The organism is Bacteroides sp. AM41-16, from assembly GCF_003603495.1.
Classification (GTDB): domain Bacteria; phylum Bacteroidota; class Bacteroidia; order Bacteroidales; family Bacteroidaceae; genus Bacteroides; species Bacteroides uniformis.
Genome location: NZ_QTNE01000008.1, coordinates 47,929 through 65,929, shown reverse-complemented (window position 1 = coordinate 65,929; position 18,001 = coordinate 47,929). Strand labels below are relative to the sequence as shown.

29 protein-coding genes are annotated in these 18,001 nt (G+C 51.1%); all 29 read left to right on the top strand.

All coding sequences use genetic code 11. The features are described from left to right. The first annotated feature begins 1,586 nt into the window (after positions 1-1,586). Positions 1,587-2,159: a hypothetical protein gene (locus tag DW896_RS09115; protein WP_004293623.1), complete on the top strand. Its 573-nt coding sequence runs from the start codon at positions 1,587-1,589 to the stop codon at positions 2,157-2,159. Positions 2,160-2,224: 65 nt separating this feature from the next. After that, positions 2,225-2,596, top strand: coding sequence for a hypothetical protein (locus tag DW896_RS09110; RefSeq protein WP_004293624.1), 372 nt, complete (start codon positions 2,225-2,227; stop codon positions 2,594-2,596). A gap of 270 nt (positions 2,597-2,866) precedes the next feature. Further along, complete coding sequence (locus tag DW896_RS09105; protein ID WP_004303960.1) at positions 2,867-3,259, top strand: hypothetical protein; 393 nt, start codon at positions 2,867-2,869, stop codon at positions 3,257-3,259. A gap of 16 nt (positions 3,260-3,275) precedes the next feature. Then, the gene (locus DW896_RS09100; protein WP_004303959.1) at positions 3,276-3,533 is read left to right on the top strand and encodes a hypothetical protein; all 258 of its coding nucleotides are present in this window, start codon (positions 3,276-3,278) and stop codon (positions 3,531-3,533) included. Between the two features lie 149 nt (positions 3,534-3,682). Continuing rightward, the gene (locus DW896_RS09095) at positions 3,683-3,895 is read left to right on the top strand and encodes a hypothetical protein (protein ID WP_004293628.1); all 213 of its coding nucleotides are present in this window, start codon (positions 3,683-3,685) and stop codon (positions 3,893-3,895) included. 4 nt (positions 3,896-3,899) lie between these two features. Beyond that, complete coding sequence (locus DW896_RS09090; protein WP_004293629.1) at positions 3,900-4,139, top strand: hypothetical protein; 240 nt, start codon at positions 3,900-3,902, stop codon at positions 4,137-4,139. A gap of 5 nt (positions 4,140-4,144) precedes the next feature. Further along, positions 4,145-4,672, top strand: a complete 528-nt coding sequence (locus DW896_RS09085) for a hypothetical protein (protein WP_004293630.1) — start codon at positions 4,145-4,147, stop codon at positions 4,670-4,672. A 40-nt stretch (positions 4,673-4,712) separates the two neighbouring features. Further along, positions 4,713-5,810, top strand: a complete 1,098-nt coding sequence (locus tag DW896_RS09080; RefSeq protein ID WP_004293631.1) for a hypothetical protein — start codon at positions 4,713-4,715, stop codon at positions 5,808-5,810. A gap of 10 nt (positions 5,811-5,820) precedes the next feature. After that, positions 5,821-6,711 carry a hypothetical protein gene (locus DW896_RS09075; RefSeq protein ID WP_004293632.1) on the top strand — a complete coding sequence of 297 codons (891 nt, stop codon included), beginning with the start codon at positions 5,821-5,823 and terminating at the stop codon, positions 6,709-6,711. Then, positions 6,708-7,166 (top strand): hypothetical protein, encoded by a 459-nt coding sequence (locus DW896_RS09070; protein ID WP_004293633.1) that lies wholly within the window; start codon positions 6,708-6,710, stop codon positions 7,164-7,166. The genes DW896_RS09075 and DW896_RS09070 overlap by 4 nt, the downstream gene beginning before the upstream one ends. Positions 7,167-7,181: 15 nt before the next feature. After that, positions 7,182-7,457, top strand: a complete 276-nt coding sequence (locus DW896_RS09065; RefSeq protein WP_004293634.1) for a DUF3846 domain-containing protein — start codon at positions 7,182-7,184, stop codon at positions 7,455-7,457. 4 nt (positions 7,458-7,461) lie between these two features. Beyond that, the gene (locus DW896_RS09060; RefSeq protein WP_004293635.1) at positions 7,462-7,941 is read left to right on the top strand and encodes a hypothetical protein; all 480 of its coding nucleotides are present in this window, start codon (positions 7,462-7,464) and stop codon (positions 7,939-7,941) included. Positions 7,942-7,946: 5 nt separating this feature from the next. After that, positions 7,947-8,267: a hypothetical protein gene (locus tag DW896_RS09055; RefSeq protein ID WP_004303957.1), complete on the top strand. Its 321-nt coding sequence runs from the start codon at positions 7,947-7,949 to the stop codon at positions 8,265-8,267. Positions 8,268-8,277: 10 nt separating this feature from the next. Further along, entirely contained in the window at positions 8,278-8,457 is a 180-nt protein-coding gene (locus DW896_RS09050) for a hypothetical protein (RefSeq protein ID WP_008143020.1), read from the top strand. A 12-nt stretch (positions 8,458-8,469) separates the two neighbouring features. Then, complete coding sequence (locus DW896_RS09045; RefSeq protein ID WP_004293638.1) at positions 8,470-8,715, top strand: hypothetical protein; 246 nt, start codon at positions 8,470-8,472, stop codon at positions 8,713-8,715. A 28-nt stretch (positions 8,716-8,743) separates the two neighbouring features. After that, positions 8,744-9,391 (top strand): hypothetical protein, encoded by a 648-nt coding sequence (locus DW896_RS09040; RefSeq protein ID WP_004293639.1) that lies wholly within the window; start codon positions 8,744-8,746, stop codon positions 9,389-9,391. A gap of 43 nt (positions 9,392-9,434) precedes the next feature. Next, positions 9,435-10,073 (top strand): hypothetical protein, encoded by a 639-nt coding sequence (locus DW896_RS09035; RefSeq protein ID WP_004303954.1) that lies wholly within the window; start codon positions 9,435-9,437, stop codon positions 10,071-10,073. Then, positions 10,066-11,328: an RNA-directed DNA polymerase gene (locus DW896_RS09030; RefSeq protein ID WP_004303952.1), complete on the top strand. Its 1,263-nt coding sequence runs from the start codon at positions 10,066-10,068 to the stop codon at positions 11,326-11,328. Before DW896_RS09035 ends, DW896_RS09030 begins: the two co-directional genes overlap by 8 nt. Before the next feature lie 869 nt (positions 11,329-12,197). Next, positions 12,198-12,677 carry a hypothetical protein gene (locus DW896_RS09020; RefSeq protein ID WP_004293642.1) on the top strand — a complete coding sequence of 160 codons (480 nt, stop codon included), beginning with the start codon at positions 12,198-12,200 and terminating at the stop codon, positions 12,675-12,677. Further along, positions 12,674-13,762 (top strand): ubiquitin carboxyl-hydrolase, encoded by a 1,089-nt coding sequence (locus DW896_RS09015; RefSeq protein ID WP_119993147.1) that lies wholly within the window; start codon positions 12,674-12,676, stop codon positions 13,760-13,762. The genes DW896_RS09020 and DW896_RS09015 overlap by 4 nt, the downstream gene beginning before the upstream one ends. A 362-nt stretch (positions 13,763-14,124) precedes the next feature. Then, on the top strand, positions 14,125-14,304 hold the full coding sequence (locus DW896_RS09005; RefSeq protein WP_004322731.1) for a hypothetical protein: 180 nt from the start codon (positions 14,125-14,127) through the stop codon (positions 14,302-14,304). A 12-nt stretch (positions 14,305-14,316) separates the two neighbouring features. Next, positions 14,317-14,604 carry a hypothetical protein gene (locus DW896_RS09000; protein ID WP_004322729.1) on the top strand — a complete coding sequence of 96 codons (288 nt, stop codon included), beginning with the start codon at positions 14,317-14,319 and terminating at the stop codon, positions 14,602-14,604. Positions 14,605-14,617: 13 nt separating this feature from the next. Then, positions 14,618-15,343 (top strand): hypothetical protein, encoded by a 726-nt coding sequence (locus DW896_RS08995; protein ID WP_008860791.1) that lies wholly within the window; start codon positions 14,618-14,620, stop codon positions 15,341-15,343. A gap of 11 nt (positions 15,344-15,354) precedes the next feature. Next, positions 15,355-15,939, top strand: a complete 585-nt coding sequence (locus tag DW896_RS08990) for a hypothetical protein (protein WP_008143037.1) — start codon at positions 15,355-15,357, stop codon at positions 15,937-15,939. Positions 15,940-15,972: 33 nt separating this feature from the next. Further along, entirely contained in the window at positions 15,973-16,209 is a 237-nt protein-coding gene (locus DW896_RS08985; protein ID WP_004322721.1) for a hypothetical protein, read from the top strand. Continuing rightward, positions 16,190-17,122, top strand: coding sequence for a hypothetical protein (locus tag DW896_RS08980; RefSeq protein ID WP_008143040.1), 933 nt, complete (start codon positions 16,190-16,192; stop codon positions 17,120-17,122). The genes DW896_RS08985 and DW896_RS08980 overlap by 20 nt, the downstream gene beginning before the upstream one ends. Further along, positions 17,122-17,469 (top strand): hypothetical protein, encoded by a 348-nt coding sequence (locus DW896_RS08975; RefSeq protein WP_119993145.1) that lies wholly within the window; start codon positions 17,122-17,124, stop codon positions 17,467-17,469. Before DW896_RS08980 ends, DW896_RS08975 begins: the two co-directional genes overlap by 1 nt. Positions 17,470-17,520: 51 nt before the next feature. Then, entirely contained in the window at positions 17,521-17,739 is a 219-nt protein-coding gene (locus DW896_RS08970; protein ID WP_004293651.1) for a hypothetical protein, read from the top strand. A 1-nt stretch (position 17,740) separates the two neighbouring features. Continuing rightward, positions 17,741-17,950: a hypothetical protein gene (locus DW896_RS08965; RefSeq protein ID WP_004293652.1), complete on the top strand. Its 210-nt coding sequence runs from the start codon at positions 17,741-17,743 to the stop codon at positions 17,948-17,950. Positions 17,951-18,001: the final 51 nt, after the last annotated feature.

Here is an 18,001-nt window from a genome sequence, read left to right as displayed (position 1 = left end):
CCGACGTGTCTCTATATATTTTTTGATACGTTTTCAGCGTATCTAAAAAACAGCTTCAAGCCGGAACCCGGAAATCGTGCAGAAAGTCTGTACACCCGTGAAAATTGAAAGGACAGGCATCCACAAATGAGAATATTTCAAAAATATGGGACATGGTGAACACCAGCACCTTAAGCAACCATGATAAATACAAGTACTTTACTGTATATTTTTTGATACCTGCTTACAGTTTCAATCCGAAAGCCGCATTTTGAGCCATTTTGGAAAACCGGACTTGAAAAAACGGCCCGAGGACAGAGACCGAATCCGCACCCGAGGGTACACCCTCCCTAATCTTTTTATTTTTATTACACCATTGAATATCAATAATTTATTAGGTTTACTTTTGTATAAAGTAAGCCTAAAAACGTCTTTTACATTATCTTTGCTTACAAATTGAAAGTAAAAAAATCTTTTCAGTCCTATTTTATCCATTTTGAGCAGCTAATAATCTGATAATCAATAGACAAAACTGATTTTGATTTTATACATACGTTGAAACGGGGCTTTTTTGATTTTTGCAAAGGAAAAATTTTTTTCAAAGAAAATCATTTTTTTCTATTTTATTGATATTCAACTATTTACAAATTCACTTCGCGCGCGTGCGTTCCATATTCGCAAAAAGGCTGTTTTTGGAACGTTCCAAATTTTTTTTCTCAAAAAGTTTTGCAGTTCTGAAAAACGGTTTTATAATAGTCATGTACTCGAAAGCCAAACAAACGGCAAACAAGTACGGAGAAAAACGAATAAAAAAATAGATAGTAAAAAACAGAATTAAAAAACAGAAAAGCAAAGACCGCCGAGAGCGAGAAACAAAAACGGCGTTTACACGAAAGTGAGTTGTTGAGCCGTCAAAGGGTAACACCCGAAACAACACCGTGTGCGTTTAGGTACGCTTAAAGAGTGCGTTAAATAACCACGCTTCGCACGGGGCAATAATACCAGTATTGCCAACCTACGAAAGTAGGGAAATTTATGGAACGGGATAAATCGTATTTATTCCGAGTGCCGGAAATACGTCAAGACTTTTGCAAGTCGCTGGGAGTATTGAGAATACCGCCACTGAAAAGGACGTGCAAGAATAATGCCATAATTGCGCCCTTGTGCGCACGGAGATAAAATGCACGGTAGCGGAAAAACAGTCCGCACGGAGCTTGAGAAAAGAGCATTGCCAATGTTATGCCCATAATCACCAGCCGCCCACCGCCTTACTGTTAGCTGCCGGATTGGAAAAGATCCGGAACGTGCCAGAGAAGCGTCTTGCCGAAATTGGAGTAAAGCAGCGCAGAGCCACGACACGATGAGTAGAACTCGTGCAAAGATACGATATGCCGAAAATGCGCTCATTTGGATAGCTCTGCTATGGGGTACGTTTTAAGTGCGACAAAGTTACGAAAAATTTTGCCGTGCAGGGTGAAATGCACGGCAAATTTTTGGGCGCGTGGCAGGAAATGCCACACTTTGCGCTATGGTGCAAAGTTCGGGGTTCGACTCCCCGAGTGCCCGCAATGCGTGATTTTGCGCAGTGTTTCTAAAATTTTATCATTATGGCAACTTCTAAATTGAACAAGGAACAGTATGCAAACATCGGTTCGTTTGCAGGTATCATGTTGGTTTACAACTCTACCAACAAGGACGGTGAACTCGTGCAGACGGCACAGCACTTTTTCGGTGCGGACTTTGAGCCTGCCGACAAGTCGGACAACGAGATTTTCCGTGTGATTAAAAACATGGTCGCAACTATGTGGCACACCATTGCGGAGGAAAAGAAACTGCGTGCCGATGCCGACGGCATACGCTCGAAATTCCGTGCCACAACCCCTGCGGAAATCATCATCTGCGAGAAGTCGGGAAATCGTATCAAGAAGTACGACCTTACCGACAGCGTTTGGGCGCGTATCGGTCTTGTGCCGACCAAAGTAGACCTCGAGAAGTCAAACCGTGATTTCCAAAAGACAATCCATGCCGCTGCAAAGGCTATCCGCAACGCCATGGATTTCGCCCCGAACCTCGCCAGCCTCGAAAAGCCAACCGAGAAAACGACCAAGACCGGCAAGGCTGAAAAGGTGGCGGAACAGCCTGCCGGAACGGTTGCCGACGAAAGCAAAAAGGCGGCATAAGGGCAACGGAGTAACTGAAACCTGCCCGAAAAAGGCAAAAGGACGGCAGGCAGCCCGCTGAACGTGTGGGACTGCCTGCCCTTTTCGTATCTGCCGTCGTAAGCGCGTGTTCTTGTGACGTATGCCACGGATACGCGCTTTTCATTTCGGGCGAAAGCAACTGTAACGTGATAGGCGAAAAGAATTTCCCGGCAAAAAACGGTGCCGGGACTGTACCTCCGCCGCAGGACGGGGAGTACACCGTGGACGACCTGAAGACCGCTCTGGAAGAGTCCGAGCGGTCGCTGCATGATGCCGTCTTCATAGCCCGCCAAGTGTGGGAGAAGGACTGCGATGCCGTGAAGTTCGACATCGACGACCTTGTGCAGATAGAATCGGCATTGCAGGAGATATGCAACATCACCGCAGGAATTGACAGCGGGGACGATGGCGAGTGACATGACGCGCACACGTGCTGCGGAAACTGCGGGGCGTGCGCGCTTTTTCGGGCATTGATATACACTGTGTCAGGATTGCACCCTGAAATGCCCGCACTTTTCTAAAATTCCCTCCGATATGACTTCCTTGCGCCGTGAGGCGTTGTGCCTACCTTGTATATAACACGGTTAAGCACGGTCTGGCGTTCTGCGGAACCGCCTGCCGTGCTTCCGCTGTTATCCTGTGCGGGGAAGCGGAGAACGGATGTGCCAATAATAAAACGAATAAATATGATAGAAGTGTTTGACGCAAAGCGCACCCGCAGTTACGGGTGCTTTGCCAGTTTCAAGGCTGCCACCGATACGCTTGACAGCCTTGCCGCGACGGGACAGCTCGGAAGTGTGCCCGCTGTCAGCGTGGCGGCGTATTGCAGCGGCGTGTTACAACGGGAATATGAAGCGGTGTTTGTCGGTGGGAAATGGCGTGTGCCGAAATCTCCGAAAAGGCGGATGCCGGAAACGAGACCTGCCCGTGGGAGACGTCGGCGGAAATGGTGCAAGGAGTACGCTACGGCGGAGCTGATGTTCCGAGAAGGGTTTCCCGACCATTTGAACCGCAGTTATCCGCTCTCGGCGGACAGCCTGAGACGGTGCAACCGGAAATGCAGAATTTATATGCAATAATAAAAACGCAATGAGTATGAAAACATTAGCAGACGTGAAACGGAAAATGACGCTTGGCTCGAAGTGGCGGTGTGTCCGGCTGTTCGAGGGCGGAAAAGACCTCGGCGTGCGTGAGGTCGGGAAAGTGCAGGGTAATGCCGTGGCATTCCTCAAACCCGACGGGAAACTCTCGTGGCTATGGTGGCCAAAGGCAAAGGACGTGCAGGTGGAAGAAAACGCCTTCACCGTGCTCCAGAACGGAGTGCCCAAGCTCAAGTACATCTATGCCGGATAGGTGTTCCGGAAAAAATCATGCAAAATAATATGAATTAATAACAACTATGGGGGCGGAATGCCCCTATGCTTTTATAAACGGATAAAGAAAATGACAGAAATAACGAGAAAGCAGATATCTGGTCTGCGGGTAAAGATGTATTAACGGCTATGGGAGAGGAACATAGAATCAACGAGATAAAAGGTGTCATCATCAGCCGTGCCCTGCTCAAGGAATACGGGTATGATGGCGATATGCCCACCGACAAACAGATGCAGGTCATCGGCAACGGGTTACTTGAATACTGGGGCGTAAGCGACGGTTTCAAGGAAGCCCTCGCCAGTACAATGGAGAACATGTTCGGTGTAAAAGCAAAAGATTAGGTCTATGGAAACGAAAGAACTTACTACCCACCAGCGTGGTGTTATTCTACGCGGCATCTGCGGCGGGGCTGCATTGAAAGACAAGTCGCCGCAAATATCTGAAAACAATACCGTCATAACCTGCGCCGGAGGGTTGGAGATTTGGGACATCTGCTGCATCAGCAGTGATGCCGAAGCCTTCGGCCTGAAACCGTCCTTCGGTTATGACGGGCACACGAGAATCACTTTCACCCCCAAAGAATAAGCGGAATGAAATCATATTACTACTTGGACTACCTGCACCGTGAAATCTTCCTTGAAGAGGAGGATATTCAGACCGTTCCGGAATCAGGCAGGGCGGACGATGCCTGTTCCGCCATTGCCGAAAAGCCGTATGTCGTGGAGCAGTTCATGGCGGACTCTTTCCGGACACTCAAAGATGTGGCCAGCCGCCTGTGCGATTCCCCTGATATTAAAAGCCGCCACGATGCGCTGATGTATATCGTGTGGAGGGTGGCACTGGACATCAAGGAGTGGCGGACTCTGAGCCATAGCGAAGCCGCCGTCAAGGTAACCCGTGAGGACGGTTTCGTGTGGCTGCTTGTATCGGCGGAAAATGCCCGGAAGCTATGGGAGGCAGACGTATTCTCCCTGTACAGGCTTTATGCCGATGATTCGGAATCCCTGATCGAAAGCGAGGCGGAGCTGGAATCGACTATCAAGGGCGGATACCAGATAGGTATCGAGGTGGGGTTCGCCTCTGTAATGGACCATGCCGCCCGGATGAAGCAACAATAAAAATCGGAAACAATCAAATAACGAAATCAAGAAGAAAGGTATGGAAACAACATTATTGACAAAGGAAAATGCCCATCGTGTGACCATGGTGCGGCGTGTGGATGCCCCGGAAAGCGAACCGGTAGCGTTTCTTTTCAGGGGAAAGAGACACGGGTATTGCAGCTATTCCCATCTTGTAGGGAATCCGGGCAAGGAAGAAATCCTCGCCCCGGCGGACTTCAAGGACTGGGAAGTTGTGGAAGTGGCGCACCCGGGCTATCTGGAAGAATATTTCAAGCAGGCGTGCAGCTCCTACAACCTCACCTCCTTCTCACCCGACGAGCGGGGTGAGTCAGACATCGCCTCGCACGAAAAGGAACTGCACGAGGATTTGCAGTCGATGCCCGAGCAGCAGCGGGAACGTTACATGGAAAACTACAAACGCTATTTCTCTGCCATGATCGCCGCCAACAGCCGTTGTGCCAGCGCGATGATTACGGGACCTGCACGCTTCAACACGGGCCGAAACGAAAAGGCCTGCAACAGCCACGCCAAGAGCGTCACGGCGTTCCGGGAATGGCGAGAACGTGCACTCGAAGCGATTCGCAAGGCTACCGAAGCGGCCAAGCCCGAAGAACAGCGTCTCGAGGAGGAGTGGCAGAAGGTCAAAGCCTTTATCGACGATGCCGCCTCGACCATTCACGGTATCGATACGGGTACGGCACGAGGCTATAGCCGGGCTCTCTTCGTCAGCAACCTCGCCGGGCGACTCTCCACCTATGTCAACCATGGCAACGTGGAAATCATCGACCGTGCCGTCGCTCGTCTGCGAGAGTGGAACGACAAAGTCAAGAAACCTGTCGTCACGGCACGCCATTCAATCTTCAAGTATCCCGAACTCGTCCGCAAGGTGCGGGAAAAGCAGCAGGAACGGGCAAGCCGTGAAAATCGTGAGATTCCGTTCGATGGCGGCAAGGTGGTCTACAACTTCGAAGAAGACCGCCTGCAAATCCTCTTCGACAAAATACCCGATACCGATATGCGTACGACCTTGAAGCGTAACGCTTTCAAGTGGGCGCCACGCAACCAGGCATGGCAGCGCCAGCTCACCCGCAATGCCGAATATGCCGCCGGTCAGGTGTTGAAAATAACCATTTAATCCAGTGCCCATGAGATACATCATCGATTCACGTTATTTCGACGGGACATGCCTCACGTCGATGTCGGATGACATGCACAGCGACTACGGCGGCGAGACGCTGGAAGCACTGCGCGAAAGGGAGAAGAACCCGTACCTGGTCGCTGTATCACCGGTACGCATGACACTGCTTGTGAAGCGTTATACCCGGGCACTTTGCAAGCCCTTCCATGAAATTACGGAGGAACGTTATTACGAACTGCTGGAATGCCTGCCTCCGGCCCGCATGCAGAGCGACTGGTTCTTTGTCGGGGAACCGTATTACCGAAACCTGTACGCGCTCTGTTTCGAGTCGGACGGCAGGTATTTCCGGGCGGAACGTCCCGTACGTCTTTCCAATGTGGAAATCTACCGCCAGATTCGGGAACACATGGAGAAAGTAAACCTGCATCCCGCCATCGTCAAGAAGGCTTCCTTTGTCAAATATGTCAATTGGTACAAAAAGACGGTCACCTACATACCGTACTATTTCGAGTATGGAGGTAAAATATATTTCCTGAAGAACCTCGCCACTCGGACGGGATCCGAATTTGGCGACCGCCGGGAACGGAACGAGATGGCGGCATTGCTGAGGAACCTGCGCGGAAACCGCTACGAATACTGTACTTTCTACTCCCAAAAGAAGGACATCTTCGAGTTTTTTGACTGGCTACGGAAGAACAAATACACGCTGGAAATCCAGGGCGACTTGTTCGACTTTGCGGATGACCGCTCCCACGTGGACTTTCACGGCAATGTATGCGAGTATTCGGCTGTGTTCCATTACCGCATCTATTCACGCAAGCTTTTTGGCCATATCATTAACCAGCTACGCACCGTGAAACGGTATCACGCGTGGCATAAAAGGAGGGAAATACGATGAAAATCTCAAATGAACCTACCCCATACCTCCTGCTCAAGGCAGGAACTGACAGTGCATGGGATTGCTGCGACTTTGCAATCGTGTACCTGTCAAAAGAGTGGAGACAGACACAGTCCGGCAGGCTGGAAGCCGTCAAGCCATTCAAGGATGACATCAGTTTCCAGTCTTTGAACTTTTATGACATATCGGTTGGTTTTTACCAGCCGGACGAGGACGGGATACTGGGCAGCGAGGACTTGCCGGAAGACAATAACTGGTGCTTCGTGGAACTGACCGAAACGGAACTGGAAAGGTTGGTTCCGCCGGACAATGTGCTGGTCAGCCATATCTTGGCGGTATTTGCAAACGGGGAAGCCAGATACCGGGCGTACGGCAAACATACCGACGAGCGATTCTGGACTGAAAAATTCCCTTTGCAACAGATTTTGGATATACTGGCGAGTCATGAATCTTAAAATTTCAAAGCAACTATGACAGAAATCATCAAAACGGACGGAACACGCCAACCCGTGCAGCCAGCCAATGGCTCAGACTTCACGCTGGAGGAGATGCAGGCGATTGTCGGCGGCTACATCGAACTGGTGGAACTGGACGGGAACACGACAATGGTCGTCAACGAGGAAGGCAAATTTATCCCTCTGTCCCTCAATCTTGAAGCGAGCAGGATATTCCGTGCTCATCACCCGGCGTCGAAAGACTTCATCGTTGGGGACGTACTTGTGTGCAATAACAATCAAATCAGATAAAATTATGGATAAAGAGAAAGCAAAAGCGCTCAGCAAGACCCTCGCATGCTACAAAGAATTACAAGAGAATAACAGTGTAAACCTGATCGAGTTCCATACCGCTGACGGGCAGAAACACGGTATCGGCAACCCGGAAGCCATCAAGCTGTTGCTTTCGGTGGCCGTCATCGAACTGGAACGCCAGCTCCGGACCGCACAGTTCGGTGATATTCCGGAAAGCCTGGAGAACAGCCGCGAGTACAAGGCGGCCAAACAGCTGGAATACGCCATGAACGATTTGGGATTCAAGTCCGAACGTTTCGCCCAGGCTCTTCCTTATTTCCACAAGACACTGGAACAGACATTCTTCAGAACGGTAAAGGCTTCCATTACCGCTATGGCAGGGCGTGATTCACGCTGCATTGACGACCGCAACCGTGCTTCATACGAGATGTGTCAAATGCTGGCCTCCATGCTGGAAGATACCCGTCTGCCCTTTATCTAAATGCCATGTTCATAGACGAGAGGACACAAAACCGCCTCCATGCCGTGCCGGGAGAGAGTATCTCCCACGGCACGATGCGCACGCAGGACCTGATTCCGGCGTTCTTGGACGTTATCCGTGACACACCGGAGTACGTGCAGGTGATGAATGCCATCCCCGCCCATGCCATGGAGGACAAAGAAGCAGACTGGTGGAACAGCGATGACGCGGCGGGATTGCTGGAATCGCTGTTCGACACGCTCGATAGTTACTCACCGGAGGGGTACTATTTCGGTGCTCATCTCGGTGACGGGTCCGATTACGGATTTTGGAAAATGGACAAGTGAATGTCGGAACATGGTACGGATTACAAAAGACAAGCGGCATGACATTCTCAAAGACGGGATTTGTATCGGGCAAATCTATCTTGCCCGTGCCGAAAGCAGGAAATTAAGATACTGGGCAATCTCTTGCATGAGTGGAATCGGCTTCAACACTTTCAATGAAGCCCGCAGTTATGCCAAGGATTTCCTTTAATAAAAGAATCGCATGAAAAATTGGATACAACAGATGCTTTTGTGGCGTAAAAAGACGGACAAGGGCAGAATGACACTCGGAAAGGTGCAGAAAGAGTATCGCGAGAATGACGTATGCATGGGAGAACTCCTTGATGCCCTTCCCGCCGACGGCCTTTCCATAGAGGAAGCTTTCGAGCTGGCTATCACCGCCAAGAAGTGGGCGGACGGAGACCGTTTCTACCGGAGTATCAACGATGGAGAACCGGAAGAATTGTAAGGTAAATAACAATAAACAATAATGACAAATGAGCAGATATGATTTTATAAGATTCGGCGGCTTTGTCAACTGGGCGGACGAGGACACGGACACGTTCCGGAAAATGAAAGTCTGCCTGCCGGTAAAGGAGCCTGTCGAAGATGACACGAAAATAGGACTGATTTCCACGGACGAGGACAATCCGGAAGAAATCGCGGTTTCCTATTCCGTCAGGGCAGCCGAACTCATCCCTTGGACGGACTCATTCCAGGAAGGATACTGGAAAGCCCTGATAGTGGCAGAGGCAAACGGAGCAGGCACGGACGTATTGCTGCCCATGCTCAAAGATGCCGGACTATGCCTGATGGAATGTGTCTTCCTGATGCTCCGGAGCGATGCCTGCAAACTGTTTCCGGTCCTGTGCCGGCTGTTCCCGGAAGTGGAGGAAATGTTTGAGATTATCACATGGAATGACAGGGAATATTTTGTCAGGGAACTGACGCTGTTCCGTGGAACGGGCGGGGAATACAAAACCCTGGTCTCTGTAACGGGTCTGCAAGACGTGCTGGTCGGCAAAGACGGCGCACCCATATCGGACGAGGCGGAGGCCGTGGACCGGAAAATCTGCTATTACTTCACGGACGAGGAGTTCCTGCTGCCGGAAGAGCGGCTTGTGGCCCTTGCGGAGGATGCGTGAGAAATCATAATGTATGTACAAAGACCAGAAAATGAATAAAAGAATGAACAAACAGCAAACCACTCCCGTTACCGACACTTTTAAGGGGATGCTACTTATGTCAATGGGTGTCCCTGTAGGAAACATCCGTCCCTACCGTTTGAAGTCGGCACCTTCCTGCCTCGGCGGTTTCGAGCGCATGAGCGTAGCGGCAGCACGAGCCTCGGGAATGGATATCCCGGAGACGGAGAAAGAGAACGATGAAGTTTACATATGCCGCTTGGGACCCGCCGTCTTCCATAAATGGATGCCTGTCTGGATGTTCGAAACCGCTTTCGAACCGGTTCCCGAGCAGAGACGCGGTGACCGCATCCGAACACTTACGGAAGAGATGAACAACCATCACGTGGCGGAGAAAGCCCTGAATGAAAAATGTTACGCCCTGTCCGTGAAGCTGCTTTCCGAGTGTGGCGGCAGCCTTGATGACAACGGTGAACAATCCTCGACCTATCTCCATGTTGTGGACCGTGACCCCGTGGAACTGGTCATCACGAACGCGTCGCTCCGGAAAGACGGGAAAATCTTCATCATGGGTTACAGTTACTACACGGGCGAGGAGTACGAGCAGGAATGTGACGTAGAATCCGGCATGGACATACTGAATTTTATCCTTTCCCAAAAAAGTTTTGAGTGCCATGAATGAAGACAAGATATTGCAAATGTTCTTCGACATAGGCCGGTGGACGAAGGCCATTGAGAAAGGCGTGCTGAAAGACATTAGGAAAGACCAACTTATTCGGCTGACCGACGAGCATACCCGTATGGCGATGGCCTATGCCATGCGCCGGGGAAAGTACGAGATTTCCCCTCCCCACACGGCGCAGATACCCAAGGACAACGGTGAGTTCCGCACAGTGTACGTAAACGAGCCGATGGACCGCGTAGTACTGGGTATCGCCAACGACCTGCTCTTCGAGTTGATGCCGGAGATGCTGCACTCTTCGTGCAAGTCCTACCAGACCGGTATAGGGTGCGGCAAGGTAGTTACGGAAGTCAGCCACCGGATGACAGAAACCGGCAATAGCGGCTGTCTGGGCTGGAAGTCCGACCTTTCCAAATACTTCGACAGTGTTCCGATACGGTTCATCGACGAGGCGTTCGACAAGGTGGAGGCCAAACACGGCCAGTCTGCCCTGATAGACGTACTTAGGAAATATTACCACTCGGACCTCTATTTCGATGAAGATAACCGGTTGCAAAGCAAGTATCAATCCTTGAAACAGGGTTGTGCTGTGGCTAGCTGGCTGGCGGATGTACTGCTCTACGACCTAGACAGGGAACTGTCACAAATGAACGGCTACTACGTCCGGTATTCCGACGATATGCTTTTTATCGGCAAGGATTATGAAAAAGCGATGGACACACTCCAAAAACGCCTGGAAGATAAATCCATGAAGCTAAATCCCAAGAAAGTGGAATACCTGGCAGCCGATGTCTGGTTCAAGTTCTTAGGATTCAGTATCAAGGGCGGCATGGTCTCGCTCTCGTCATCACGCATCAAGACCTTCCAGCACGAGATCGAGCGGCGGACAATCCGCTGCCGGGACACGACACTGGCAAAAGCCGTGGACGCCGTGAACCGTTACCTGTACAAGGGCGAGTTCAGCTGGGCGATACAGGTATTGCCGGTCTGTAATGTGAAGAGTGACCTCAACGAGCTGAACAAGTTCGTGATGGACTGCTTTAGAGCCGTTCAGACGGGCAGGTGCAAGATCGGCGGTCTGGGATATGTCCGAACCAAACCGGATGGCTGCATCGTCCGGGGACGGGGACGCAACGTGAAGGCCAACCGCGATAAAACAGACCGGGACATACCGGGTTACCTGACTGTCGGCTGCATGCGTAACGCCCTTCTGACCAGCCGGGCGGTGTACAACACGCTGGTGGCATCGCTATAAGTTACGCCGGGCACACGGCAGAACGGGTGGACGGGCAGGCTATTCAACGTTACAGGCTTATAACCAGAATCCATATCGAGATTAACCGGTCTAACACCCGGTTAATCCCATCTCGATTCTGGCTGCGCCTGTAATGTATCGGGAAATTAAAGTCATGTGCCGTCTGTCCCGTACCCGTTACCGGAGCACACCGGGAAAGTTCAAGGAATAGGTTTGGGCATCCCGCGTACCAACGTCTTCTTTCCGAGTCTGAAGGCGGCTGACCGTCGCCTTCGGACTCCGCAGAAGACCCATACGCGGGATACATCGGAAGCATAAAGCCATGTGCCGGTATTATGAGAACTTTCAGTCTTTTCCAGCACGGGAACGTGCGGTTCGGGGGAATGGATTCAGCCTGCTGTCCCCGATAAGCCCGTCTCGCGCCGTCGTATCCCTAACGTTATACGACGGCGCCATTCCGGCTTCCGCCACAGCAGACATCGGACCTGTAAAGGAACGTGCCGGCATTCCGGGAACCGCAAAAAGAACAGCACAGGGCAAAGGGGGCAAGGCCGGGATTTCAACAGAGCCGCAATTCACACGGCTGGAGCCTGTGTTATCTCCTGCTAACACGACAGATGACACAGGTTCCAGCTGTACTCGCGGCCCGTATCAGGTTTTTAAAGGGATGTGCCGTCCGGATGAGTCCCCTGAACAGAAGGTAGCGCGACCGCATATGCACGAGGGACCCAAATTCAAGATACAGTATTCAAGCTTGGTCCTGAGCCAGGCAACTACCTGGTTCAGGACCGAAGTCCTACTGTATTTATCAGGACTATAAAGATACGCGCCAGGGGTTTGAGTGCCATTAATTGTAAACAGGTGAGAAAATGGAAGATATTTACCGAGAAACCGTCACCGCCATAGAGAACGGCGCAAATTTCCGGATTGATTTCCAGTCCAGAAGTTTAAAAGTAAACGGGAGACACATGATACGGAACGGCAGGTATGATGGCGCTCCGTGGTTGCCGGAGTACGGCTGCGGGGATTTTTTCACGGATGTGGAGGAGCTGTACCGCCGCTATAAACATTCGATACCATCGGAGCGCAGCCAGAGCAAGTCCCGCCGGTATTTCATGGCATTGCCCGAAAGTGACCTCGAGGACGGGGACATGCTGTACGGGCAACACCGGGATACCGCGCAATTCGAGCTGGAATTCTATATCCTCTGCCGGATTATAGGCGGGTTCACATGGAATCCCGAAACGATGGGCAAATGGTTCTGGCAAAGCGAAAAAGACAAGGACCTGGTGATACTCAGAAAATGGGTGGAACCCGGAAGTAATCAACTATTAACAAATTCACAATGAGCAGAAAGAAACAAGAAACAAAAGTCCTGTGCCCCGGATGCGGCACGGAATTCGCCATCGCGGACAAGGAATTTGCCGCCACGGGCACCGTTATCGGCAAGAATTCGGATTTGGGCACCGTCTATCCGGTGGTGGCCGGCCATAATTCTCCCGCCGGACTTCCCAAAGGGGCGCGGGAGCGTATCGAGGCACTCCGCGGTGCCGGTGTGGACGTGAGCTGCCTGTTCGCCATGCAGGGAGCCGAGGGCGGCGAGTATATCGCCTCCAACAAAGACGGGAAACTTACCATCCTGGATGACAACGACCCGATATTCGGCAGCATCATGGCACAGGGTACCGTTCCCAACAACCGACTCTTCCGCCGGTGGGTCATGGCACAAATGTTCCATATGATGTCATACACGCATTACCGTGAAAAAGAGCCGGCAGGGGTGACCGAGATGATTCACCGGAAAGGCTATGATTACCAGTGGAAAATGCTCTTGAACGAGCTGCACGCCCAGATGAAGATGGAACACAAGGACATCACGGGTTTTGCCGAGAGAAACCGCTGGTTCAACCGTGATGTGGTTTTGGCCATCGCGAGCGACTATGTCAACGCGCTGAAAAAACACGTGGGCAACCTGGAAACAAGAAAATGCAAGGGAGTTCCCTACAAGCGTATACACGGCCGTAATATTTTCGTGGAGGACCTGCAATCCAAACTGTACTACCCGCTTTCCATCGCGATAACCCACATCAGGCACGCGTTGGACGCCACACAGCTTTACAACGCGGTCAGACAGTTCAATGACCGTCGTATCCGGCTGCCATGGGGCACTCCTCAAAGCAAGGCATGGATGGATGCCTATAAGGGAGCCGGGGCGTTCTTTACCATGCAGAACCTGATTCGTTTCCACGGTTGCACGGCTGTCAGTGACCGGGGTCGGCGTCTGGACAAGTACCAGTCACTGGCGTTCCTGTCAGCCAAGGCGGAAGAGTATAAAAACGGAGAAGGCTGGCGGTTGCTGGCAGTCCTGAAAAAAATGCTGGCGGACAACAATATCAACATCAAAAAGAAGATGGCGGCATGGCGTAAGAAATAGGCCGTCATCTCCATCCGCCCGGTAGGCGGCACGGTGTGGCGGGTCAGAATAAATTAGTACTCCCTCCATTGAAATGATGCTCATCCCTGTTAACACAAGATGAGCATCTTTCAATGGAGGCATTACATCGAAAACGTAAAGAGATGCCCCTGTTTGACGACCACACCGCTATTCTAATCAAAACGACATAATCCTTTATACGATGAGCAAGAAACAACTACGACGCAGGGCCTACCTGCTGTACCGGTTACGAAAACAGGGTATCCGATGCCTGACACGTTGCCGGACCATCTTCTACCCTTACGGGGAGGATCCTAAATCAGTACCGCAGATCTGCAGCCTGATAAGCGAATTCCATTTCCATGTCCAGTTTGAAATACCCGCCTGACATGAAACCGGGAGACATTGCAACGCTGAAAGTGCCCTACAAGGGCTATCGCCGTATAGAGCTGTTGGAACGGCTCCAATACACCTGGCTGGTACGCATCTGCGAGAGCGGGAAGGAGATCGAGGTCTATGAAGACGAGTTCGAAACGGATTAAAGGCACGGAACAATGAAAGGAGAACAACAGGAAGAACGCATACCGAACTTTATCGGCAATGCCGTCATTATCCTCACAGCCGCCCATCTGGGCTGCGAGGTGGAGATGCTCGCCACCGCACAGGAGGTGTGGCGGACGAAACGCCTGCCCGAGGCGGTACTGCTGGGCATGTACGAAAAGGCCGCATGCGATGCCGTGTCGGCTGTCCGGAAGAGAGGTCTGGCGGAACAGGCTGACCGTCTCGGAGAGATATTTTACAGGACGGGGGAATTTCCCCCGCCGGAAGAAGACAATACATAAAAAGGAGTAACAAATGAAAACAAGGACTTTTCAGGAAATATATGATTTCTGCCGTACGGACGATACCTACCGGAGCTATTTCGAGGCATCGGACGAGTCCCGCATTACCGGAGCAAGGGCAAGAAAGTACTATTACGGCGACATCCGCCGAGGCCAGTGCCGCGTGGGGACATTCATCTACTGCCAGTCGATGCGGCAGCTTGAAAGGTTCCTCGAGGGCGCAAGGCAGGACCACTACATCCATGTTGACCCGCCGGCCTGCCGGGAAGTGAGCCTCAAGGACGATATGTTCCCCGGCCAGACCGCCTATATCGTGGTACATGTCAGGAGGCAGGGTGTGCAGATTGAAATCGAACACCCGTTGCATGGTGGATGGGTGCATTTCACGGCACGCTCCCACCGTCCCTTCACCAGGGAGGGAATCATAGCCGAGGCGAAGTCCTACATTGACAGCCACATCCTGCTGGCACCGGGAAGATACCGGGACTTGCAGCTGGAACATATGGTTTCCAAGGAACAGTTCCCCGCATGGTACAGGCAGTATAAAATGAGGCTGCACGACCGGGCGGAAGCCGAACATCGGGATATGGTGGACAGATACAGGCACAGGAACGACCTTACCTACGGAGAAGCCCGTGACATGCTCGCGGCTTCGGGTATATTCTTCGACCTGAACTGCGACGAGTTCGAGCGGGACGAGATTACGGAACAATTTGTAAGACTTTGTAACAAAACATAATACCCAGGCAAATGAATCTATATAATCAAATCAAATATAACGGGTATCGCATCAACATCTATTATGATGATGACGCCCGAAGCCCGCGTGAAGCGTATGACAATCTCGGTACGCTTTATACGGCACATCGTCGCTACCGCCCGGAGAAGGAGTTTGATGACCACTTCGATATCGACAAGGTTTTTGAAGGGCATATCGGAAATTTCCGGGAATCGTTCCTGAAGGAATATATCGCCCTGCCGGTCTACCTCTACGACCATGGCGGCATTACAATATCCACCTCGCCGTTCAGCTGCCCGTGGGATTCCGGATTTTTCGGAATCATCGCGGTACCGTTGGACAAGGTGCGCCGGGAATACGGGTGGAAGAACATCACCGCGAAACGCAGGAAGCGGATCGAGGGATACCTGCAAGACGAAATCAGTACCCTTGACAACTACTATACCGGGGAAGTTTTCGGGTATCGCATCATGCCGGAAAGTGACGATGACAATGAACTGGACAGTTGTTGGGGATTCTATGGTACGGAATGTATGAAAGAACTGGAAGCCGAATGCAGGCATATTATCGACGGGCAGAACAAAGCGGCAGCATAAAATAGAAAAATACGCATAATAACTGGAAATACAATGAAGACATCATACGGACTTGAATTTGACACGGTAACAGAAATCAATCCTGAATGGAGCGACTATGACAAGACGATAGCAGGATGTCACCTGGCCAATGCCAGGGTGGTCATCGTGGATACGGAATACGGGCAACCGATAGACAATGAGCATGACCTTGAAGAAATCTACCGGATTCTCGAAAAGAAAAAGACAGGCCATACTAAAAATGAACGACATGGAAGAAAAACGAGATAACAAGGAAATCAGGGTACGCCTGCACCATATCGACCGTGGAAACTGCACGGAAGTATGGGAGGTGCAGACAGAGAAGGGGAAGCCCAGACGCTATCTGGGACGTGACGACGGTTATGGACCGAAGGAGTGGTACACGCTCTGCGATGCTCCCTACGGCTATTGCGAACGCGACTGCCATGTGAGGGAGGACCTCACCCTCATTGTCTGCGACAAAGATTGGAACGAGGTGTTGCGAGACGGAACGGACAGGGAACGCTTTCCTGAAAGTTTCCCTTCACTGGATGAAGCCTGCAACGAGGCATGGAGCAAGGTCGTGAAAGTGCTTCCGCATGTCACGCACAAAGGTTTCGGGCAGTGGATCACCAAACAGTCATTCCTCCCGCTCAGCCAGACCGAAGAATTGAATTGGCGGGATAGCTACTATGAGGAAGAAGCGAGTGAGATACTCTCACGTTTTACATGGATCGGTGAAGAGTATGCCATATTCAAGGTTACCCAGAGGCACACCAAGTGCGACGCCCAATGGTACGAGTATTACGCGGGGAAGACAAACCGGCAGGAACACGAGTGGTATACCCGTTTCTTCGGTTACGAGTACCATGACCGGCATATCAGCGACGTACTCCGGACACTCGGAAGGCGGTGCGACGACATCATCCGTACTGCGGTGGAAACCCGCACGGACCACTATTACGGGCGTACGGTTTCCTGTTTCATGGACGAGTTCATCGGTTACGACCTGTCCCATGAACAGGTCCGTGACGCCAAGGAATGCAGATTGCGCAAGGCACGGGAAGACTACGACGAAGCGAACGCCTACTATTACAAACTGAAAGAGAATGAGGAAAGCATCCGTGGTATCGAATTGATGCTGCACTGCATAAGACAACAAATCCGAAAAATGAAAAGATAATGGCCAGAAAACTACATGTAGCCAGAGTTTGGCAAATCGAATACAAATATCCGGGTATGTATGGCGGGGGCGGTCAGGATATCTTTTATGATATCCTGACAATGTTCGAAGTTGATAACTCCGCAGAAGACGCCTATACCGATGACTTCGAAATAGCCCGTTCGGGTCTGCAGCAGCTAAGAAAACATATCTCAGAACAGGATGAAACCTTCCGGCAGAATGCCGAAGAATTTTATTCCTGCCTGGCAAAGGTCGGGATGGACCGGGAAAAGTTTATCGAAGTACTCGATTGTCTAATCAACGGCAGTGACCAAAGCGATGCCTATGTGCATGTCTCATGGTTTTAATGATATGCCATGAAGGCGTTTCGAGCAAACCTGCCGTAACATCAAACCTGTATGAAACCTAAAGATAACGGGCTGGCCAACCTTCATGACCGGAAACGTGAGGAACGCGGTTTCTGCTGCATGCAACTGATCATATTCCTTACAGACAATGGAGTGAAGAGCTGGGATGAATGGCACCGGGCGCATACCGACGCGGCCCGGGGCGAATGCAGATACCGCAAGCGGTGCCCGGTTTATGGACGTAGCAAACATTTAATGAACAATAAATAATATGGTACTTAATATTGTAAAAAACGACCTGCCTGCCTCATGCATTGCAGAATATGTAAGATGCGTATTTGACAATGCCAAAGTAAACATCAAAGATGAAAATGCAGTATCCGTCGACATCGAAGTGACCGGAAAGAACGAGCTGCACTCTTTGGAAGGATTAAAAGAGTTGGAATACTATTTTAAAGATTATGACATAAGAATATGGTGACCGCCATGCAACGGGCGGCAAACCGGAAATTGTTCAACTACAGATAAAAAA

Excerpts from the sequence above, each read along its gene's own strand:
- DW896_RS09115 (WP_004293623.1), top strand. The coding sequence starts at position 1,587 with ATGGCAACTTCTAAATTGAACAAGGAACAGTATGCAAACATCGGTTCG.
- DW896_RS09105 (WP_004303960.1), top strand. The coding sequence starts at position 2,867 with ATGATAGAAGTGTTTGACGCAAAGCGCACCCGCAGTTACGGGTGCTTT.
- DW896_RS09100 (WP_004303959.1), top strand. The coding sequence starts at position 3,276 with ATGAAAACATTAGCAGACGTGAAACGGAAAATGACGCTTGGCTCGAAG.
- DW896_RS09095 (WP_004293628.1), top strand. The coding sequence starts at position 3,683 with ATGGGAGAGGAACATAGAATCAACGAGATAAAAGGTGTCATCATCAGC.
- DW896_RS09090 (WP_004293629.1), top strand. The coding sequence starts at position 3,900 with ATGGAAACGAAAGAACTTACTACCCACCAGCGTGGTGTTATTCTACGC.
- DW896_RS09085 (WP_004293630.1), top strand. The coding sequence starts at position 4,145 with ATGAAATCATATTACTACTTGGACTACCTGCACCGTGAAATCTTCCTT.
- DW896_RS09080 (WP_004293631.1), top strand. The coding sequence starts at position 4,713 with ATGGAAACAACATTATTGACAAAGGAAAATGCCCATCGTGTGACCATG.
- DW896_RS09075 (WP_004293632.1), top strand. The coding sequence starts at position 5,821 with ATGAGATACATCATCGATTCACGTTATTTCGACGGGACATGCCTCACG.
- DW896_RS09070 (WP_004293633.1), top strand. The coding sequence starts at position 6,708 with ATGAAAATCTCAAATGAACCTACCCCATACCTCCTGCTCAAGGCAGGA.
- DW896_RS09065 (WP_004293634.1), top strand. The coding sequence starts at position 7,182 with ATGACAGAAATCATCAAAACGGACGGAACACGCCAACCCGTGCAGCCA.
- DW896_RS09060 (WP_004293635.1), top strand. The coding sequence starts at position 7,462 with ATGGATAAAGAGAAAGCAAAAGCGCTCAGCAAGACCCTCGCATGCTAC.
- DW896_RS09055 (WP_004303957.1), top strand. The coding sequence starts at position 7,947 with ATGTTCATAGACGAGAGGACACAAAACCGCCTCCATGCCGTGCCGGGA.
- DW896_RS09050 (WP_008143020.1), top strand. The coding sequence starts at position 8,278 with ATGGTACGGATTACAAAAGACAAGCGGCATGACATTCTCAAAGACGGG.
- DW896_RS09045 (WP_004293638.1), top strand. The coding sequence starts at position 8,470 with ATGAAAAATTGGATACAACAGATGCTTTTGTGGCGTAAAAAGACGGAC.
- DW896_RS09040 (WP_004293639.1), top strand. The coding sequence starts at position 8,744 with ATGAGCAGATATGATTTTATAAGATTCGGCGGCTTTGTCAACTGGGCG.
- DW896_RS09035 (WP_004303954.1), top strand. The coding sequence starts at position 9,435 with ATGAACAAACAGCAAACCACTCCCGTTACCGACACTTTTAAGGGGATG.
- DW896_RS09030 (WP_004303952.1), top strand. The coding sequence starts at position 10,066 with ATGAATGAAGACAAGATATTGCAAATGTTCTTCGACATAGGCCGGTGG.
- DW896_RS09020 (WP_004293642.1), top strand. The coding sequence starts at position 12,198 with ATGGAAGATATTTACCGAGAAACCGTCACCGCCATAGAGAACGGCGCA.
- DW896_RS09015 (WP_119993147.1), top strand. The coding sequence starts at position 12,674 with ATGAGCAGAAAGAAACAAGAAACAAAAGTCCTGTGCCCCGGATGCGGC.
- DW896_RS09005 (WP_004322731.1), top strand. The coding sequence starts at position 14,125 with ATGTCCAGTTTGAAATACCCGCCTGACATGAAACCGGGAGACATTGCA.
- DW896_RS09000 (WP_004322729.1), top strand. The coding sequence starts at position 14,317 with ATGAAAGGAGAACAACAGGAAGAACGCATACCGAACTTTATCGGCAAT.
- DW896_RS08995 (WP_008860791.1), top strand. The coding sequence starts at position 14,618 with ATGAAAACAAGGACTTTTCAGGAAATATATGATTTCTGCCGTACGGAC.
- DW896_RS08990 (WP_008143037.1), top strand. The coding sequence starts at position 15,355 with ATGAATCTATATAATCAAATCAAATATAACGGGTATCGCATCAACATC.
- DW896_RS08985 (WP_004322721.1), top strand. The coding sequence starts at position 15,973 with ATGAAGACATCATACGGACTTGAATTTGACACGGTAACAGAAATCAAT.
- DW896_RS08980 (WP_008143040.1), top strand. The coding sequence starts at position 16,190 with ATGGAAGAAAAACGAGATAACAAGGAAATCAGGGTACGCCTGCACCAT.
- DW896_RS08975 (WP_119993145.1), top strand. The coding sequence starts at position 17,122 with ATGGCCAGAAAACTACATGTAGCCAGAGTTTGGCAAATCGAATACAAA.
- DW896_RS08970 (WP_004293651.1), top strand. The coding sequence starts at position 17,521 with ATGAAACCTAAAGATAACGGGCTGGCCAACCTTCATGACCGGAAACGT.
- DW896_RS08965 (WP_004293652.1), top strand. The coding sequence starts at position 17,741 with ATGGTACTTAATATTGTAAAAAACGACCTGCCTGCCTCATGCATTGCA.